The organism is Amycolatopsis sp. NBC_01480, assembly GCF_036227205.1.
Classification (GTDB): domain Bacteria; phylum Actinomycetota; class Actinomycetes; order Mycobacteriales; family Pseudonocardiaceae; genus Amycolatopsis.
The window spans coordinates 4,686,061-4,703,633 of the sequence record NZ_CP109442.1 but is presented as its reverse complement, the minus strand read 5'-3'; the positions used below and the strand labels follow the sequence as shown (position 1 = coordinate 4,703,633).

18 protein-coding genes are annotated in these 17,573 nt (G+C 71.6%); 7 read left to right on the top strand and 11 right to left on the bottom strand.

Annotated features, from left to right (window positions below):
* The first annotated feature begins 291 nt into the window (after window positions 1–291).
* Window positions 292–1,872, top strand: a complete 1,581-nt coding sequence (locus tag OG371_RS22630; RefSeq protein ID WP_329072302.1) for a hypothetical protein — start codon at window positions 292–294, stop codon at window positions 1,870–1,872.
* A gap of 57 nt (window positions 1,873–1,929) precedes the next feature.
* On the opposite strand, the gene OG371_RS22625 is transcribed toward OG371_RS22630, so the two are convergent.
* Window positions 1,930–2,838, bottom strand: coding sequence for an aminoglycoside phosphotransferase family protein (locus tag OG371_RS22625; RefSeq protein ID WP_329072300.1), 909 nt, complete (start codon window positions 2,836–2,838; stop codon window positions 1,930–1,932).
* A gap of 129 nt (window positions 2,839–2,967) precedes the next feature.
* On the bottom strand, window positions 2,968–3,324 hold the full coding sequence (locus tag OG371_RS22620) for an arsenate reductase family protein (RefSeq protein WP_329072298.1): 357 nt from the start codon (window positions 3,322–3,324) through the stop codon (window positions 2,968–2,970).
* A 128-nt stretch (window positions 3,325–3,452) separates the two neighbouring features.
* Between OG371_RS22620 and OG371_RS22615 the strand changes: the two genes are divergently transcribed.
* Window positions 3,453–3,992, top strand: coding sequence for a GNAT family N-acetyltransferase (locus OG371_RS22615; protein WP_329072296.1), 540 nt, complete (start codon window positions 3,453–3,455; stop codon window positions 3,990–3,992).
* 20 nt (window positions 3,993–4,012) lie between these two features.
* Here OG371_RS22615 and OG371_RS22610 read toward each other — a convergent pair whose 3' ends face one another.
* Together OG371_RS22610 and OG371_RS22605 are read right to left on the bottom strand one after the other, a co-directional pair.
* Window positions 4,013–4,585 carry a TetR/AcrR family transcriptional regulator gene (locus tag OG371_RS22610; protein ID WP_329072294.1) on the bottom strand — a complete coding sequence of 191 codons (573 nt, stop codon included), beginning with the start codon at window positions 4,583–4,585 and terminating at the stop codon, window positions 4,013–4,015.
* A gap of 176 nt (window positions 4,586–4,761) precedes the next feature.
* Complete coding sequence (locus OG371_RS22605; protein ID WP_329073249.1) at window positions 4,762–5,403, bottom strand: FMN-dependent NADH-azoreductase; 642 nt, start codon at window positions 5,401–5,403, stop codon at window positions 4,762–4,764.
* A gap of 84 nt (window positions 5,404–5,487) precedes the next feature.
* Between OG371_RS22605 and OG371_RS22600 the strand changes: the two genes are divergently transcribed.
* From OG371_RS22600 to OG371_RS22590, 3 genes are all read left to right on the top strand, one after another.
* Complete coding sequence (locus OG371_RS22600) at window positions 5,488–5,979, top strand: MarR family winged helix-turn-helix transcriptional regulator (protein WP_329072292.1); 492 nt, start codon at window positions 5,488–5,490, stop codon at window positions 5,977–5,979.
* A 116-nt stretch (window positions 5,980–6,095) separates the two neighbouring features.
* Complete coding sequence (ligD, locus tag OG371_RS22595; RefSeq protein ID WP_329072290.1) at window positions 6,096–7,763, top strand: non-homologous end-joining DNA ligase; 1,668 nt, start codon at window positions 6,096–6,098, stop codon at window positions 7,761–7,763.
* 53 nt (window positions 7,764–7,816) lie between these two features.
* The gene (locus OG371_RS22590) at window positions 7,817–8,803 is read left to right on the top strand and encodes an LLM class F420-dependent oxidoreductase (protein WP_329072288.1); all 987 of its coding nucleotides are present in this window, start codon (window positions 7,817–7,819) and stop codon (window positions 8,801–8,803) included.
* A gap of 60 nt (window positions 8,804–8,863) precedes the next feature.
* Here OG371_RS22590 and OG371_RS22585 read toward each other — a convergent pair whose 3' ends face one another.
* Window positions 8,864–9,421, bottom strand: coding sequence for a helix-turn-helix domain-containing protein (locus OG371_RS22585; RefSeq protein WP_329072286.1), 558 nt, complete (start codon window positions 9,419–9,421; stop codon window positions 8,864–8,866).
* Window positions 9,422–9,463: 42 nt separating this feature from the next.
* On the opposite strand from OG371_RS22585, the gene OG371_RS22580 reads away from it, so the two are divergent.
* Window positions 9,464–9,961 carry a GNAT family N-acetyltransferase gene (locus tag OG371_RS22580; RefSeq protein WP_329072284.1) on the top strand — a complete coding sequence of 166 codons (498 nt, stop codon included), beginning with the start codon at window positions 9,464–9,466 and terminating at the stop codon, window positions 9,959–9,961.
* A 44-nt stretch (window positions 9,962–10,005) separates the two neighbouring features.
* Here the strand turns inward: OG371_RS22580 and OG371_RS22575 are convergent, their stop codons facing one another.
* Genes OG371_RS22575 through OG371_RS22560 form a run of 4 tightly spaced genes read right to left on the bottom strand, consistent with a single transcriptional unit; the run spans window position 10,006 to window position 12,580 of the window.
* Window positions 10,006–11,010, bottom strand: coding sequence for a hypothetical protein (locus tag OG371_RS22575; RefSeq protein WP_329072282.1), 1,005 nt, complete (start codon window positions 11,008–11,010; stop codon window positions 10,006–10,008).
* Complete coding sequence (locus OG371_RS22570; protein ID WP_329072280.1) at window positions 11,007–11,576, bottom strand: hypothetical protein; 570 nt, start codon at window positions 11,574–11,576, stop codon at window positions 11,007–11,009. The genes OG371_RS22575 and OG371_RS22570 overlap by 4 nt, the downstream gene beginning before the upstream one ends.
* 54 nt (window positions 11,577–11,630) lie before the next feature.
* A complete protein-coding gene (locus OG371_RS22565; protein ID WP_329072279.1) occupies window positions 11,631–11,936 on the bottom strand; it encodes a DUF6204 family protein in 306 nt (101 codons plus the stop codon).
* Window positions 11,933–12,580 carry a TetR/AcrR family transcriptional regulator gene (locus tag OG371_RS22560; protein ID WP_329072276.1) on the bottom strand — a complete coding sequence of 216 codons (648 nt, stop codon included), beginning with the start codon at window positions 12,578–12,580 and terminating at the stop codon, window positions 11,933–11,935. The genes OG371_RS22565 and OG371_RS22560 overlap by 4 nt, the downstream gene beginning before the upstream one ends.
* A 135-nt stretch (window positions 12,581–12,715) precedes the next feature.
* On the opposite strand from OG371_RS22560, the gene OG371_RS22555 reads away from it, so the two are divergent.
* Window positions 12,716–15,853, top strand: coding sequence for a BTAD domain-containing putative transcriptional regulator (locus OG371_RS22555; protein ID WP_329072274.1), 3,138 nt, complete (start codon window positions 12,716–12,718; stop codon window positions 15,851–15,853).
* Here OG371_RS22555 and OG371_RS22550 read toward each other — a convergent pair.
* Both OG371_RS22550 and OG371_RS22545 read right to left on the bottom strand, forming a co-directional pair.
* Entirely contained in the window at window positions 15,850–16,626 is a 777-nt protein-coding gene (locus OG371_RS22550; protein ID WP_329072272.1) for an ABC transporter permease, read from the bottom strand. The two genes, OG371_RS22555 and OG371_RS22550, sit on opposite strands and share 4 nt — an antisense overlap.
* Window positions 16,623–17,567, bottom strand: a complete 945-nt coding sequence (locus OG371_RS22545; RefSeq protein WP_329072270.1) for an ATP-binding cassette domain-containing protein — start codon at window positions 17,565–17,567, stop codon at window positions 16,623–16,625. The genes OG371_RS22550 and OG371_RS22545 overlap by 4 nt, the downstream gene beginning before the upstream one ends.
* Window positions 17,568–17,573: the final 6 nt, after the last annotated feature.

Here is a 17,573-nt window from a genome sequence, read left to right as displayed (position 1 = left end):
TCTCACCGTCCCGGCGCCGGTCAGGCGGTCACCAGCGCCCAGCCGGACCACCGGGCCGATCGGGAAAGTGCTTGCCCTGCGGATCGTTCTCCGCTTCGGCGACCACTGGAAACCCGCCACTCGATGACCCGGTTCAGTCGGATCTGCGCGAACGCCCCGTGCACCAGCGGCACCGCCGGCGTCGAGCCCCTGCCCGCAGGCCCCGGCGCCGGTCGGCCAAGGCCCGTCGCGACCCGACGGCTAAAGTCTTGCCGACCGGTCGGGGACCGCAGCTGGAGCAGGGGAACGTGCATGACCGTCACCAATGCGGAGACCGTTCAAGAGGACAGCCCGGTGACCCGGCCACGACGCCGCGCGCCTGCCGTTGTCATCGGCGTCGTGCTGCTCGCAGTGTTCCTCGCCGGCGTGTGGGCCGCCTGGTTCTTCACGATCGACGACGCTTTCATCAGCTTCCGATATGCCGCGAACCTCGCTGCCGGGCACGGGCCGGTCTGGAACGTGACCGGACCGCGGGTGGAGGGCTTCACCGACTTCGGCTGGGTGGTGTGGGCCGGCCTCGGCGCGTGGCTGGGGGTCGCGCTGCCGCTGTTCATGAAGCTCACGTCGCTGGTGTTCGGTCTGCTCACCCTCCTGATGCTGGCCGGCACGGGCCACCGGCGCGGCGGCATCGGCGGCATGCTCGTGGCCGGCGGCGCGTACGTGGTGTTCCTGCCGACGTACTTCCACATCACCAGCGGACTGGAGACGGCCGCATTCGCCGCCGTGCTCCTGCGAATCGTGCTGCTCGGCCTGCGAGTGCTCGACGGTGAACGGGTGCGCGCTTACGAGCCTCCCGTCCTGCTCCTGGTGCTCGGCATGCTCCGGCCCGAAGGCGTGCTCGCGGCCCTGCCGACGGTCGCGGTCTGGCTCTGGCGGGAACGGCGCAGCCGTGCGGCCTGGAGCTGGACGGCGGGGGCGGCCCTGGTCGGCGGCGGCTACTTCGTGTGGCGCTGGAAGTACTACGGCCAGCTGCTGCCGAACACCTTCTACGTCAAGTTCGGCAACCTGACCTCCGGTCGCATGTGGACAGAACACACCACCTGGCTGCTGCTCCCTCTCCTGCTGCTCACCCTCTCGCTCGTGATCCGCCGGGCGACGCGGCGGATCGGGTCTCTGCTGGTCGTCACGGTGCTGCTGACCTACGTGACGTATGCCGTCTCCGGCCCGTCGATGGACTACCTCGACCGGTTCGCCGACCACGCTGTGCCGGTGCTGTGCCTTGGCGCGGGCCTGGCCGCCGCCACGCTCGGCGGCCGCTGGGTGACGACGCTGACCGGGCTGGTCGCGGTCGTCTGGTCGGCCGTCCTCGGCGCCACCGCGCCGGACCTGGGAACAATCGCGAACTACGGCCCGGACCTGCAACGCGCACACGTCGCGATCGGCAAGGGCCTCGCGACGGCAGAGGTACCGGAGCAGGCCCGCACGCTCGCCGTCAGCGACGCCGGCGCCATGCCGTACTACAGCGGCTGGCACTCCACCGACTTCATCGGCCTCAACGACCCCCAGATCTCCAGGGGCGCAGACCCGACGCAGGTCGTCCTCCACGCCCGCCCGACGGTCATCGTGCTGACCGCGAGCAGCCCCACGCCGGGCTCGTCCAGCTACGGCCTGAACGTCGCCGAGGCCACCGCCGGCTACCAAGAGGTAGCAGCTGTCCAGATGCGCGACAACTACTTCCAAACAGTGTGGGCGCTCCCGGAGTGGGCAGGCACCGTCCGGGAGCACGTGCAGACCGCCGTCGCAACGGCCGCGCCGCTCAACGACCCGGGCCGGTACGACGAAACCGTCGGCCGCTGGCTCGACCGGCTGAAGCGCCAGCTGCCGGGCTTCTGACCGCCGCGCACCAGTTCGGCGCGTCAAAGCCGGAGGTCGGCGAATCAGTTCGGCGCGTCAAAGCGGGAGGTCGGCGACAAGGGCGTCGAAACGGTCGGCCTCGCCGTCGGTGGCTGGGCGGGACGGGTCCGGCAGCACCGCGGTCAGGCCCCAGGCCCGGCCGCGTGCCCAGGTGGCGTCGTCGATCGCGAGGGCTTCGCGGAGGACCCCGCGGGCGTCGTCGTCCAAGAGGGCCCAGGCGACGATGAGATCGCAGGCCGGGTCGCCCACGGCGAGGGTGCCGAAGTCGATCACCGCCGACAAACGACCGTTGCGGGACAAGAGATTGCCTGGCGCCGGGTCGCCGTGCACCCAGACCGGTGGACGGTCCCACGCGGGTGCCGCCAGCGCCGTCTCGAATACCTCCGTCACCGCGTCAATGTTGATGCGCCCGACGAGCGCGGCGATCCAGGTGCGCACCCGCGACTCCACCACCGCCGAGTCGCGCGGATCCCCCATCGGGACGCCGCGGAAGCCGTTGCTCCACTCCGGCGGCGGCCCGTCGGTCGCGTCGATCCCTTGCAGTGCAAGGAAGAACTCGGCCAGATCGAGAGCCGTTTGCCGAAGGTCCGTGAGCCGCTCCGGGTCGGCCCGTTCGCCGTCGAGCCAACGGTAGACCGACCACGGGAACGGGTACTCGGCCGTCGGCGCGCCCACCGCGAGCGGAACCGGGACGGGCAACGGCAGCTGCGGCGCGAGGCGTGGCAGCCAACACTGCTCCCGCGTCACCTGCCCCTCCCACCGCGAGAACCGCGGCAGCCGCACCGACATCGTTTCGCCGAGCCGGCACGTGGCGTTGTCCACCCCGGGCGAGGGCACCGGCACCACCGGCAGCCCGGCCCACTCCGGGAACTGCCGGCCCACGAGCCGCCGCACCACCGCCACGGTGATGATCACCTCGTCGGACGACATGTCCCCAGTGGACACTCAGCCTCCCCCACCTCGAACGCCTCCCGATCACACCGGCTCCCCTCGCCGCTGTCCACTCATTTCCGGCACCGGCTCACGCGCTGCGGGCCGGCTGGTAACCAGAGGAGGAACGAGTAGGGCAGCGTCTCAAGGCAGCAGCGAGCGGACCGTTTCCTCATCGCGCGCAACGAGGGTGGTGCCGTCGTCGGCGGTGATGATCGGGCGCTGGATCAGGACGGGATCGGCGGCGAGGGCGTCGATCCAGCGGGTCCGCGCGTCCGGAGTCCGGGGCCACGACTTCAGGCCCAGCTCGGCCGCCACCTTCTCTCCGGTGCGGGTGATGTCCCACGGGTCCAGGCCGAGGCGCTGCAGGACGGCGTCGAGTTCGGCGGGCGTCGGCGGCTCGTCGAGGTAACGGCGCACGGTGTACCCGACGCCGGCCTCGTCGAGCAGCGAGACGGCGGAGCGGCACTTCGAACAACGCGGGTTGACCCAGATCTCCACGCACACAGGCTACTTCGAGAACGGCTGCACCCGGTGGTGGCCGGCTTGGCTGGGTTGCCGTTCACCGGGCGGCGAAGGTGCCGCTCGTCACCTGCCGCTGGGGTACCGGTCCGGCGTACCGTTCAAGCATGGAAATGCCCTTGGCCACCGACCGTCTCGTGATCCGTGACTGGTCGGCCGAAGACGCCGAAGCCGCGTACCAGGTTTACGGCTCGTCGCAGGTCACCCATTGGCTGACGCCGGCGATGGACCGGGTCACCGACGTCGCGGCGATGCGCTCGGTGCTCCAGGCGTGGCTCGAGGCGCAGCCGAACATGATCCCGCCGCGGGGGCGGTGGGCCGTCGAGCGGAAGTCGGACGGTGCCGTGGTCGGCGGGCTCGGGATCCGGCTGCTGCCGCCGTTCCGCGAGGACCTGGAGCTGAGCTGGCAGCTGCACCCGGACGCCTGGGGCCAGGGCTACGCGACGGAGGCGTCGCGCGCGCTGATCGACTGGGCGTTCACCCAGGACACCGACGAGCTGTTCGCGGTCGCGCGGCCGAACAACACCCGCGCGGTCGCCACGGCGAAGCGGCTGGGCATGGAGTGGGTCGGCGAGACGACCAAGTACTACGACCTCAGCCTGCAGGTCTACCGGATCCGGCACAGCGACATCGCCGAGCAGCGATAGGGCTGGTTGCAGGCGGACGCTCACGAGGCCTGGTAACGCAGCCCGTCGACGAGCAGGTTCAGCAGACGGCCCGCCAACGCCTCCTGACCGGGCTCGCCGGCGATGAGGGTGACGCCGCCGAGTCCCATGAGGACGTCGTTCGTGTCGACGTCACGGCGCAGGGCGCCTTTGGCGATGCCAGCGGACAGGAGCGTTTCGAGCGCGTCGGTGAGCAGGTCGCGGGTGCGCATGCGGAGTTCCCCGTCGGCGGTCAGGACGGCTTTGAGCGTGTCGGCCATCCCGTGCTTCGCTGCCATGAACGCGACGAAGCGGTCCATCCAGGTCCGCAGGGCGTCGGCGGGGTTCGTGGTCTCCAGCAGGTCCGGGACGGAGTCGCAGAGCCGCGCGACCTCGTTGCGGTAGGTGGCCTCGACCAGCGTCTCCCGAGTCGGGAATCGCCGGTACAACGTGCCGATCCCCACTCCCGCATCCTTGGCCACCGCCTTCAGCGACGCGCCGACCCCCTCCTTCGCGAACGCCCTCGCGGCCGCCTCGAGCAACCGGTCTTGGTTGAGCCGCGCATCCGCCCGCAACGGTTTTCCCTCTTCGGCCACAACCACCTCACCGCCTGAACGGACCCGACTCCGGTTACCCAGTGTACGAGGCCCGGACGCGGCGGCGTGGCATCCACTGGCAGTGGATGCGGCGGCCCGATCCGTCCACTGTGGAGCCGCCAGGGCACCGCGGCACCTCCCCGGGCCGCGATGCCCCTGACTGCGCCGACGTGGGGTCAGGCGTTGGCCGGAACCCAAAGTGCGTCGATCTCGCGCTCGGCGGCGGCGAGGCTCTCGGCGGCGAGGCCACGCAGGTCGGCCATTTCCGGGTTGGACTCGGCGAGGGTCAGCTCGGCCGCGATGAAGCGCGGTTCGAGGCCGGTCATCGTGAGGGCGTGGGGCAGCCAGGCCGTGGCGTGGTCCCAGCCGGCGCGGGGGGTGCCCTCGCCGTAACCGCCGCCGCGGCTGGCCAGGACCAGCAGCTCGCGGCCGTCGAGCAGGCCGGCGCGCGTGGCCGGGTCGAAGGACAGCCCGGGCGCGATCAGGTGGTCGACCCAGGACTTGATGACGCTCGGCGGCCCGAAGTTGTACAGCGGCAGGCCGAGCAGGACCGTCGTCGCCTCGCGCAGCTCCCCGACCAGTTCCTCGGTGAGCTGCCAAGAAGCTTCCTGCGCGGGCGTGCGCTGCTCGGCGGGGATCATGCGGGCCAGGCCGTTTTCGGCGTCGAGGTGCGGCAGCGGGTTCTGCCCCAGATCGCGGTAGGTGACGGTGCCCTCGGGGTGCGCGGCGCGCCACGCGGCGGCGGCACGGGCAGTGAGCTTGCGGCTGACCGAGCGGTCGCCATTGATGCTCGAGTCGATGTGCAGCAGGTGAGCCATCTCGTTAGCCATCCGTAGATCGTTGGTGTAAGGCAAACCATTTATAGCACGCCTACGATCGCCTTCGTCTCGTATGCTGGGCAGATGAGCTCGCTCCCGGTCGTCAACCAGCCGCCCCACCGGTGCGGCGCGCTGCTCGACCACCTCTCGCGCCGGATGCGGCTGCGGGCGGAATCCGTGCTGGCCCCCCTCGGGCTGCGGCCGCGGCACCTGCTCGCGCTCACCGTGCTGCGCGACCAGGGCGGCAGCACCCAGCGGGCGCTGGCGAGCACGCTGGAGATGGACGGCACCACCATCGTCGGCCTGTTGAACGACCTCGAAGCTGACAACCTCGCCGAGCGCCGCCGCTCTCCCGAGGACCGCCGCCGGCACGTCGTGGAGCTGACCGACGTCGGGGCGAAGAAGCTGGCCAAGGCGGAGTTCGCCCTGGCCGGCGTCGAGGACGAGGTCCTGGCCGGCCTCAGCCACGACGAGCGCGAGCAGCTCTACGCCCTACTCCAGCAGGCGACCGCGACCACAGACATCGCCGCGTGCGCCGGGGCGGCCGACGAGGCGCCGGGACCGCCTGTCTGCTGAGCACAGCCGCCGACCCTTCAGAGCGCGGACCAGACTCGACGAAGCCGCCTGCCGAGTCGGAGACGGGGCCAAGACCAGCGCGTTGTCTTACGCTGGGCCGAGGAGGGCGGCGGACCATGGATGAGGCGGCTGAGCGGCTCGCGAAGTACCGTGCGATGCGGAATTTCGAGCGCACGGCCGAGCCCGCGGGTGGGGAGGCCGCGCGGGGCAACGCGGGCGGGGAAGCCGCGGGCGGTAAGCGGTTTGTCGTGCAGCGGCATCGGGCTCGGAGGCGGCACTACGACCTGCGGCTGGAGCTGGGTGGGGTGCTCGTCAGCTGGGCTGTGCCGAAAGGGCCGACGCTGGATCCCAAAGCGCGGCGGATGGCTGTGCACGTCGAGGACCATCCGCTCGAATACGCCGACTTCGAGGGGGTGATCCCGCACGGCGAGTACGGCGGCGGAGACGTGATCGTGTGGGATCGCGGGACCTGGGAACCCGCGGACACCGACGACCCCGAGCAGGCCCTCGCCGACGGGAACCTGCACTTCGACCTGTTCGGGGACAAGCTGGCCGGACGGTTCGTGCTCATCCACCCGAAACGCGACGGCGACGGCAAGCAGTGGTTGTTGCTACACAAGCAGGATGACCACGCCCGCTCCGGCTGGGACGCCGAGGATCATCTGAAGTCCGTGAAAAGCGGGCTGACCAACGACGAGGTCGCGGCGGCACCCGCGGCGCTGTGGCACGGCGACCGGCCCGCCGCCGAAGCGGAGGAGCCCATCCCCGGCGGCCGTACCGACAAGGCGGCGACGCGACGCAAAGACCACCCCGCAGCCGAAGCAGAGACCGTCTTCGTTGGGCCCACCGAACAAGAACTAGCCGAACTGGAGGCACTCGGCGCCCGCGGCACCTGGACCCTCGGCGGGCGAAAACTGGTGCTCACCAACCTCGACAAAGTCCTGATCCCCGGCCGCGACGGCGAGGAGCCGATCACCAAGCGCGAGCTCATCCGGTACTACGCCTCGATCGCGCCGGCGATGCTGCCCTACCTCGCCGGGCGGCCGCTCAATACGCAGCGGTTTCCCGGCGGCATCGGGAAACCCGGGTTCTGGCACAAGGAAGTGCCCGACCACGCGCCGGACTGGCTGCAGCGCTGGCACAACGAAGCCGCCGCGGCCGATGAGGTGCAGCAGTACCTCGTGCCGGGCGCGGCGGCGGATCTGGCGTGGCTGGCCAACTTCGGCGCGCTCGAACTGCACGCGTGGACCTCGCGGATTCCCGACGTCGGGAGTCCGACGTGGACACTCTTCGACATCGACCCCGGGCCGGAGACCTCGTTCGACGACGTGCTGGTGCTGGCCCGGCTGCACCGCACCGCACTGGCGCACCTCGGCTTGGTCGGACGGCCGAAAGTGACCGGGCAGCGCGGAATCCAGGTGTGGGTGCCGGTCGAACCGGGTTACACCTTCGCCGAGACGCGGGCGTGGGCCGAGACCGTGTCGAAGATGATCGGGAAGACCGTGCCGGAGCTGGTGAGCTGGGCGTGGCACAAGGACCGCCGGGGCGGGCGCGCCCGGCTGGACTACACGCAGAACGTGCACAACAAAACCCTGGTGGCGCCCTACAGCGTGCGGCCGCAGCCCGGGGCGCCGGTGTCGGTTCCGCTGGAGTGGGACGAACTCGACGACCCGGACCTGACGCCGGCGCGCTGGACCGTGCGGACCGTGCTGGACCGCGTCAAGACCGCCGGTGACCCGTTCGCCGCCTTGCTCGGGGTTTCCCAGCGGCTGCCGAAACTGTGAATTCCGTGGCTTCGCGCCACAGGTGGAGCGACTCCAGGCTTAGGGTCGGGGCCATGCGATTCGGACTCTTCGTGCCACAGGGCTGGCGCCACGACCTCGTCGGCATCGACCCCGCGGACCACTGGACCACCATGCTCGACCTCGCCCGCTACGCCGACGCCGGGCCGTACGAGTCGATCTGGGTCTACGACCACTTCCACACCGTTCCCGTCCCCAGCGACGAAGCCACGCACGAGGCGTGGAGCCTGATGGCGGCGTACGGCGCCGCGACGAGCCGGGTGCGCCTCGGCCAGATGTGCAGCTGCATGGGCTACCGCAACCCGGCCTACCTGGCGAAGGTGGCCGCCACCATCGACGTGATCTCCGGCGGCCGCGTGGAGATGGGCATCGGCGGCGGCTGGTACGAGCACGAGTGGCGCGCCTACGGTTACGGCTTCCCCAGCGCGGGGGACCGGCTCGGCCAGCTCGACGAGGGCGTGCAGATCATGCGCCAGCTGTGGACCGAGGGCAAGGCCACCTTGGACGGCAAGCACTACCAGGTGGACGGCGCGATCTCCCGCCCGCTTCCGCTGCAGGAAGGCGGCATCCCGCTGTGGATCGCCGGCGGCGGCGAGAAGAAAACCCTGCGTACGGCGGCGAAGTACGCGTCGTACACGAACTTCGTCGGTGACACCGAGGGCTTCCAGCACAAGTCCTCCGTGCTGGAAGCGCACTGCAAGGACGTCGGCACGGACTACGGCAAGATCGTCCGCTCGGCCAACTACAACGTCGTCATCGGCGAGACCGAGAAGGACGTGCAGGACCGCCTGGCGTGGATCCGCGCGCACTACGAGCCGCTGCTGCCGGCCGACGTGCTGGAGAGCTCGTACCAGAACATCGCCACGGGCCCGCTGGTCGGCACCCCGGAGCAGATCATCCCGAAGCTGAAGGAACTCGAAGGCCTCGGCATGACGTACGCGATCACGTACTTCACCGAAGCGGCGTACGACCGTTCGGGCATCGAGCTGTTCACCTCGAAGGTCGTCCCGGAGCTTTCCTGACGTCCGACGCGAACCGGCCGGGGACCTGTTCCCCGGCCGGTTTGTCCTTTGTAGACCGATTCAGCGCTTCGTGAGCACGACGAGGTACCGGCAGGGCTCGGCCGTCGGGTTCGCATACGCGCAGGGCTGCGGACGGCCCAGCTGGAGGCAGTCTCCGGCGTCGAGTTCGTGGACGGCCGCGCCCTCGTGGAAGCGCAGATGCCCGTCCAGGACCCAGATCTGATGATCGGCGAAGGCGTACGAGTCGGCCGGGAACGCGACCTCCGCGCCCGCCGGCAGGGTGACCTCGACGAGTTCCGTCGCACCGCGACCCGGGGGCGAGACGGAACGGCGGAGGTAACCGGTCACCGGGTCCGTCCACTTCGGCTGGTCCGCGACGCGCGCGACCCGGCGGTCGTTGTCCTCCGCGTGGGCCACCAGTTCCGACAGGCTCATACCGAGGGCGGACGCCAGCCGGCTCAGCAGCACGGCCGTCGGCTGGGCTTCACCGCGCTCGATTTTCCCGACCATGGCCCGGGAAACGCCCGCGCGTTCGGCGAGGGCACCGGCCGAGATGTCGTGGGCCTGACGAGCCGCGCGCAGCGTCGCGGCAATCGACTCGGAGAGGGGATCCGTCACAGCTGTCGACTATAGCAGCGTCTCGTGTCTACTATAGTGACCATGTTGATTCGAGACGCCTCGGCGAGCGACGCCGAAGCCTGCGCGGCGATCTACGCGCCGTACGTCACGGACACCGCGATCACCTTCGAGCTCGAGCCGCCCACCGTCGAGGAGATGACGGACCGCATCACCAAAGCCGTGAAGACCCACGCGTGGCTGGTCATCGAGGACGAAGGCCGTGTCGTCGGCTACGCGTACGGCGGCCCGTACAAGGAGCGCGCGGCGTACCGGTTCTCGTGCGAAGTGAGCGTGTACCTGGAGCTGGGACGACGGCGTACGGGTAGCGGCCGCGCGCTGTACGAAGCCCTCTTCGCCCGGCTCGTCGAGCGCGGCTTCCGTACGGCTGTCGCGGGCATGACGCTGCCGAACGACGCGAGCGCCGGCCTGCACCGCGCGCTCGGCTTCGAGCCCGTCGGCACCTACCGCCGCATCGGCTGGAAGCACGGCGCCTGGCGCGACGTCGCCTGGGCGCAGCGTGACCTGCTGAAAAGCTCGTGAGTGTTCATACCGGTTCTAACCGTCATAAACACTCACGAGTCAGCTCAGCCGACGCTGTCGTCCAGGTCTTCGATGTCCTGTTCCAGCCGGGCGCGCCAGGACCACTGCGGCTGCGTCCAGTCCGTGTCGGGCGCCGGGGGCTCGCCCAGCGGCAGGGCCTGGTCGGTGACGCCGTGGGTCACGCGGTAGGCCAGCACCGACGAAGACGCGCGAATCCACCGGTCGCTCGCCGCGCCCGAGGGCGGGGCGACCCCGAAGGCGTGCGTGAACCACACCGGCAGTAACGCGCTGGACCCGAGCGCACTGGTGATCCGCTCGCGCAGGCGGGCGTGCAGCTCTTCCCAGTCACGCTCCGCTTTTTCAATCTGCGGGAGGACGCGGGTGCGCGTCAGGTCGTCGGCGTCCAGCGCCTGCTGTGCCGCTTCGGCGTCCTTCATGGCGGCGGGGAGCTGACGGTCCAGCACCCCGCGGCGGCGGGCGGCCACCTCGGACAGCCGGGCCTCCGCGTCGGCGCGACGCTCGTCCGTGCGCTGGGTCGTCGCCAGCACGCCGAGCACCGCGATCAACGACTTTTCGCTGTCCGCCAACGCTTCCCACGCCTTCGGCAGCAGCGCGATGTCCTCTTCGTACGGCCGCCGCTGGTTCGCGGTCATGAGCTGCGCGGTGAGCGCGTGCCGCCGCTCGGCGTCGGCCGCGAGCTTGCGCAGCTCCGGGCCGACGTCGTCGAGGTCGACCACCGGCACCTTCTCCGACACCCGCACGGCGCGTTCCAGCACCAGCAGCCGCTGCTTGAGCCGTTCCAGCTGCCGCGTCGCGAGGTCCAGCCGGGACTCGTGGCGTTCCTGCGCCTCGCGGTAGGAATCCACGGACTCGCGCAGGTCGGTCAGCTCCCGGCCGGTGCGCGATTCGAGGTCGTCGACGGTCTCCTGCATGCCGTCGACGGTGTCGGACAGGACGGCGAACTCGTCTTCCCGCTCGCCGTCCGGGTCTTCGAACGGTTCGGCGTCCGGGTAGTACCCGGTGTCGGCGTAGTACTCGGAGTGGGTCACCGGACCTCCTGCACCAGGAACAGCACCGTGGCCGCGGCGGCGATGCCGGCCAGCAGGGCCAGGATCACCTCGGCGGCGGTGGAAGCCTGGAACACCAGCGCCGCCGCCGTCAGCACGCCGGCCGCCGCGCCCGTGTACGCCGCGCGCAGCCGCCGGTCGACCATCAGCGGCGTCGGGCCCACCGGGCCGAGCGCGATGCGCAGCCCGGCGCCGAGCAGCGGCAGGACAAGCAGCACCCACACCGCGCTGATCCCGCCGAACAGCATCAGCGCGCCGGCCACCAGCCCGACCCCGACCGGCAGCGTCGCGAGGTACAGCGCCATCCGCTGCGTGCCCACGCGCCGGGCCTCCAGCCGGGCCAGGCGCACCTGCTCGGCGGCTGCCTCGACCTCGCGTTCGGTGCGCAGCAGGTCACCGGCCTGGTCGACGAGCCGGTCCAGCGCCGCGGTGCGCTCCTGGTCATCCGCGAGCGCGGGCAGGCCGGCCAGCCCCGCGCGCAGGCCCTCCTGGAGCCGGCCGACGCGCGCGCTCGCCTGGTCGCGCTTGTGCTGTGCGGGCGTAGTCACCCGGCCACTGTAGGTACGAAGCGCGCCGGAAGACGGGAACGACGCGACTTCGGGTCATCGCCTCTTGGCGCGGACCCGGATCGTGCGCAGGTCCGTGACGGCGAAGTTCAGGTCCCGGCACGGCAGCCCGTGGGCCTGCAGCGCCTCGGCCGCGCGCTCCCTGGCGACGCGCTCGTCGTCGTCCGGCCCGGCGGGCACCTGGCAGCGGAACGTGAACGCGGTGGCGTTGACGTCGTAGGTGAAAGTGCCTTCTTCACTGAAGAGCGGGCCGCTGTCCTTGGCCCGCAAGGCGGTGCGGCCGGCGTCGTCGAGGCCGTCGAACTTGCCGCGGACGATCACCCGGAACAGGTCCTGCGTCATGACCGGTCTTCTTCCTTGACTGCGTAAGTGAGAACCCGCTCGCCGAGCAGTCCCTCGACGGCGTCGAGCAGCTCTTCGGCCGCCGCCGCGACGGCATCGGGCCGCTTCCCCGCGACGACGTGCCGGCCGATCTCCGCGTACACCAGGTTGTGCACCCAGCCGATCTGCGCGGCCACCAGCCCGGGCACGCGGTCGTCCGGGCCCGTGCCCGCCTCCTCGGCGAGCAGCGCGGCCAGTTCGCCGGTCATCCGCGTGCCCAGCTCGCCCAGCCGCGCGGCGAGCGTCGGCGCGGCCAGCATCATCGGCAGCACCCGGCCGAACCCCTCGGTCAGGCCGACCGTGCGTTCGCGCCCGCGCACCTCGGCGCGCAGCCGGCCGAGGACGGCGTGTGCCGCGGAGACCCCCAGCCCCCGCGCCCGCACCATCTCCGCGAGCCGTCCCGGCGACGCTTCTTCCGGCGGCAGGACCAGGTCCTCCTTGGTCCGGAAGTGGTTGTAGACGGTGTTCACGGACACGTCGGCCGCCTCCGCCACCTCGGCGATCGTGACCGCGTCGAACCCCCGCTCGACGAACAATCCGATGGCGACGCCGGAAATCCGGGCCGCCGTCTCGCGCTTCTTGCGGGCGCGGAGTCCTTCGGTCATGCCGGTCAGTGCAGCAGGCTCCGAAGTTGGGGTCAACTCTATTTTTGCAGTCGACTCCAGCCGAATTCGGTCGCGATGCCGTAAATCCGGGCGATCCCCGAGGTATCGGCGGCCCCGGCACGGCAGAATCGAGCGGTGCGGATCAGTTTGCTGGGGCCCTTGGACGTCCGGACCGAAGACGGCATTGCCGTCGAGGTGGCGGGCGCCCGTCTGCGCGCGCTGCTGACGGCGCTCGCGCTGGAGCCGGGGCGCGTCGTCGCGTCGGCGCGACTGGTGGACGCCGTCTGGGGCGAGCATCCGCCGGGCACGGCGAACGCGCTGCAGGCGCTGGTCTCCCGGCTGCGGAAGGCGGGCGTCGCGCCGGATTCGACGCCCACCGGGTACCGCCTGGTCGCGGAGACCGACGTGGCCCGGTTCGAAGAACTCCTCACCGAGGCCCGCGGGAGCGGCGACGCCGACACCGCCCAGCTACTGCGCGAGGCGCTGGACCTGTGGCGCGGCCCGGTGCCCGCGGACGGCGAGTACTTCCAGGCCCCGCTCGCGCGGCTGGCGGAGCTGCGGCTGACCGCCGTCGAGGAGCACGCCGAGGCGTCGCTGCGGCTGGGGGCCGGGGCCGCGCTGGCCGGTGAGCTGGCCGATCTGCTGGCCGAACACCCGTTACGCGAACGGCTGGCCTTGGCGCTCATGCGCGCGCAGTGCGCGGCCGGCCGGCCGGCCGAGGCGCTGAACGTCTACGAGCGGACCCGCCGCGTGCTGGCCGAAGAGCTGGGCGCCGACCCGTCCGGCGAGCTGGCCGAACTGCACGCGTCCATCCTGCGTGGCTCCACCGCGTTTGATTCCGCCGCGTTTAATTCCACAGTGGACGAATCGCGGACGAACCTGCGCGCCGGGCTGACCAGCTTCGTCGGCCGGGACTCCGACGTCACCGTGGTCGCGAAGCTGGTCGGCGAGTACCGGCTCACGACGTTGATCGGGCCGGGCGGCGCCGGGAAGACGCGGCTGGCCACCGAGACCGCGCGCACCCTGCTGGACGAGGCGGACGGCGGCGTCTGGCTGGTGGAGCTGGCGCCCGTCACCGACGGCGCCGACGTCGCGCAGGCCGTGCTCACCGCGCTGGGCCTGCGTGGCCAGGCCTACCTCGGGCCGGCTTCCGGGACGCCGCTGGACCGGGCCGTCGCGGCGCTGCGCGCCCGGAATGCCGTGCTGGTACTGGACAATTGCGAGCACGTGATCGACGCCGCGGCGGAGCTGGCGGACGCGTTGCTCGGCGAATGCCCGCGGCTGCGGATCCTCGCGACGAGCCGGGAGCCGCTCGCCGTCACGGGCGAAGCGCTGTGGCCGGTGGAGCCGCTCGCGCTGCCCCCGCAGGACTGCGGCGTCACAGAAGCGATGTCGTGCGCGTCGGTCCGGCTGTTCGCCGACCGGGCGTCGGCGGTGCGCCCCGGGTTCACCGTGGACGCCACGACGGTCGGCGCCGTCGTCCGGGTCTGCCGCGCGCTGGACGGGATGCCGCTGGCCGTCGAGCTGGCCGCGGCCCGGCTGCGCGCGCTCACCGCCGACCAGCTGGCCGCGCGGCTCGACGACCGGTTCCGGCTGCTCACCGGCGGCAGCCGCACCGCGCTGCCGCGGCACCGCACGCTGCGCGCGGTGGTCGACTGGAGCTGGGAACTGCTTTCGGACGCCGAACGCACGCTGCTGCGCCGGCTCGCGGTGTTCTCCGGCGGCGCGACGGCCGAGGCGGCCGCGGAGGTCTGCGGCGCCCCGGAGGCGTTCGACCTGCTCACCGCGCTGACCGACAAGTCGTTGCTGGTGGTCGTCGAGGACACGGGCGAGCCGCGGTACCGGATGCTCGAGACGATCAAGGCGTACGGGCTGGAGCGGCTGGACGAGGCCGGCGAGCGCGAGCAGGTGCGAAGGGCGCACGCGGACTGGTTCGCCTGGCTGGCCGAGACGGCCGACCCGCACCTGCGCCGCGCCGAGCAGCTCGAGTGGCTGGCGCTGCTGGCCGCGGACCACGACAACCTCACGGCCGCGGTGCGCGGCGCCATCGCCGCGGGTGACGCCGCCGCGTGCGTGCGGCTGGTCGTCGCGGCCGGTTGGTACTGGCTGCTGGGCGGGCACCGGAGCGAGGGGCTGAACCTGATCACCCAGGCGCTGGCCGTGCCCGGCGAGGTCGACGAGGCGCGGGCGACGGCGTACGCGCTGTACGCCATGTTCGTCACGGCGGGCGTCGGCGACGACAGCGAGATCGACTCGTGGGTGCAGACCGCGCTGGAGTTCGCCGAGCGGGAGACCTCGGTCCACCCGATGCTGCGGTTCCTCATCCCGCTGCAGGAGCTGATGCGCGGCCTCCGCGACGGCGCCGGCCCTCGACTGGACATTTTGGACGGCCTGCTCACCGACGAGGACCCGTGGCTGCGCGGCCACGCCCGGCTGACCCGGGTGCGGATGCTGGTCAGCTTCGGCGATCGCCTCGACGAAGCGGAGGCCGACGCCCAGCAGGCGCTGCGGGACCTCCGCGCGGCCGGGGAGCGATGGGGACTCTCGCTCGCGCTGGGCAGCCTGGCGGAGCTGGAGGGCCGTCGCGGCGATCTGGCGGCCGCGGCCGCCCACAACGGGGAGGCCATCGACGTCATCTCCGAAATGGGCACCGTGGAAGACGTCCTGCACCTGCGCAGCCGCCAGGCCCAGCTGCTCTGGCAGCTCGGCGACGCCGAGGGCGCCGCGGCCACGCTGGCCGCGGCCGACCGGGACGCGCGGACCGTCGTGTTCCCCGACGCGCTGGCCGGGCTGGCCCAGGCGAAGGCGGAGCTGGCGCGCTGGCGCGGTGATCCGGCCACTGCCCGCGTGGAACTCCGCCACGCCGAAGCGCTGATGGGATCCGCGCCGGTGCACCCGGTGTTCCGCGCCATGCTGCTGTACTCCCAGGGTTTTCTCGAGGCCGACGCCGGGAACCTGGCGGCGGCGGCGGATTCGCGTCGTGAGTCCTTCGAGCTGACCCGGAATTCCGGCGACGCGCTCTACCTGGCCCAGATCCTGGTCGGCGTCGCGGACCAGGCGCTGCGCCTGGGCCGGCCGGCCGACGCGGCCCGGATGCTGGCCGTGACCGCCACTGTGCGCGGCGGCCACGACCTGACCCAGCCGGACTCCGCCCGTATCGAGACAGCTGCCCGCGCGGCGCTCGGTGAAGACGCGTACGAGGAGGCGTTCCAGACCGGCGGAAACGTGACCAGCGCGGAGCTTCCCGCGCTGGTCACGTCCATTGTGGACTAACGGAGCAGGTTCCGGTTGTACAACCGCAGGGCCCACACGTAACCGCCGACCGTGATCAGCAGGCACCAGCCCACGGCCAGCAGCGCGGTGCCGCCCACCGGCGTGCCGTGCAGCAGGCCGCGGACCGTCTCCATCACCGGGGTGAACGGCTGGTACTCGGCGAACCAGCGCACGCCGGCGGGCATCGAGTCCGTCGGCACGAAGCCGCTGCCCAGGAACGGCAGCAGGACCAGCGGCATGGGCAGGTTGCTGGCGGTCTCGACGCTCTTGCTGACCAGCCCGAGCGCCACCGTCAGCCAGGTCAGCGCGAAGGAAAGCAGCACCAGCATGCCCAGCGCGCCGAGCCACTGCAGCGGGCCCGCGTCCGAGCGGAACCCGATGGCCAGCGCGAGGCCGATGATCACCGCGACACTGATCATCGCCTGGATCACGCTGCCCAGCACGTGCCCGGTCAGCACCGAGGCGCGGCTGATCGCCATGGTGCGGAACCGCGCGATGATGCCCTGGGTCATGTCCATCGACACGGCCACCGCGGTGCCCTGCACGGCGCCGGCGATGGCCATCAGGATGATGCCCGGCGTCACGTAGTTGACGTACGCGTCGCGCCCTCCGCCGAGGCCGGCCCCGAGCGTGCCGCCCAGGACGTAGACGAACAGCAGCAGGAAGATCACCGGCATGGCGACCAGCAGCACGGTCATCGACGGGTACCGGATCATGTGCTTGATGTTGCGCCGCAACATGGTTGCGGAGTCGCGCAGGGCGTAGCCGCTCATCGGGCCGAGGTCCTTTCGGTGAGTGCGAGGAAAACGTCGTCGAGGTCGGGCAGGTGCACGGACAGCTCGCCGACCTCCACCGACGCCGCGTCCAGCCGGTCGAGCAGGGCGCGCAGCGAGTGGACGCCGCCGTCGCTGGGGACCTGCAAGGAGAGCGCGTCGTCGTCGCGGGTGGAGCCGTCGAAGAGGCGCTCGGCGGCGGCCAGCGAGGCGACGTCGGCGAAGCGCAGCCGGATGTGGCCGCCGGGCACCAGCCGTTTCAACTCCTCGGCAGTGCCCTGCGCGACGAGCCGGCCGTGGTCGAGCACCGCGATCCGGTCGGCGAGCTGGTCGGCCTCCTCCAGGTATTGCGTGGTGAGGAAAACGGTGACGCCGCCCGCGACCAGCTCGCGGATGATGCCCCACATGGTGCGGCGGCTGCGCGGGTCCAGGCCCGTGGTCGGCTCGTCGAGGAAGATGATCCGCGGCACGCCGACCAGGCTCATCGCCAGGTCGAGCCGCCGGCGCATGCCGCCCGAGTAGGTCGAGGCGAGCTTGCCCGCGGCGTCGGCGAGGTCGAACCGGCCGAGCAGGTCGGCCACCCGGTGCTTGCCCTCGGCGCGGCCGAGGTGGTGCAGATCGGCCATCAGCTGCATGTTCTCGGCGCCGCTGAGCAGGTCGTCGACGGCCGAGAACTGCCCGGTGACCCCGATCGAGCCGCGCACCGCGTCCGGCTCGCGCACCAGGTCGTGCCCCGCGACGCGGGCCTCGCCGCCGTCGGCCTCGAGCAGCGTGGACAGGATCTGGACGGTGGTGGTCTTGCCGGCGCCGTTCGGGCCGAGCAGGGCGAAGATCGAGCCCTCCGCGACGTTCAGGTCGATGCCGTCGAGCACCGTGTGGTCGCCGTAGGCCTTGCGCAACCCGGTCGCGGTGATCGCGGTGGTGGTCGTGGTGGTGGTCAAGGGTCC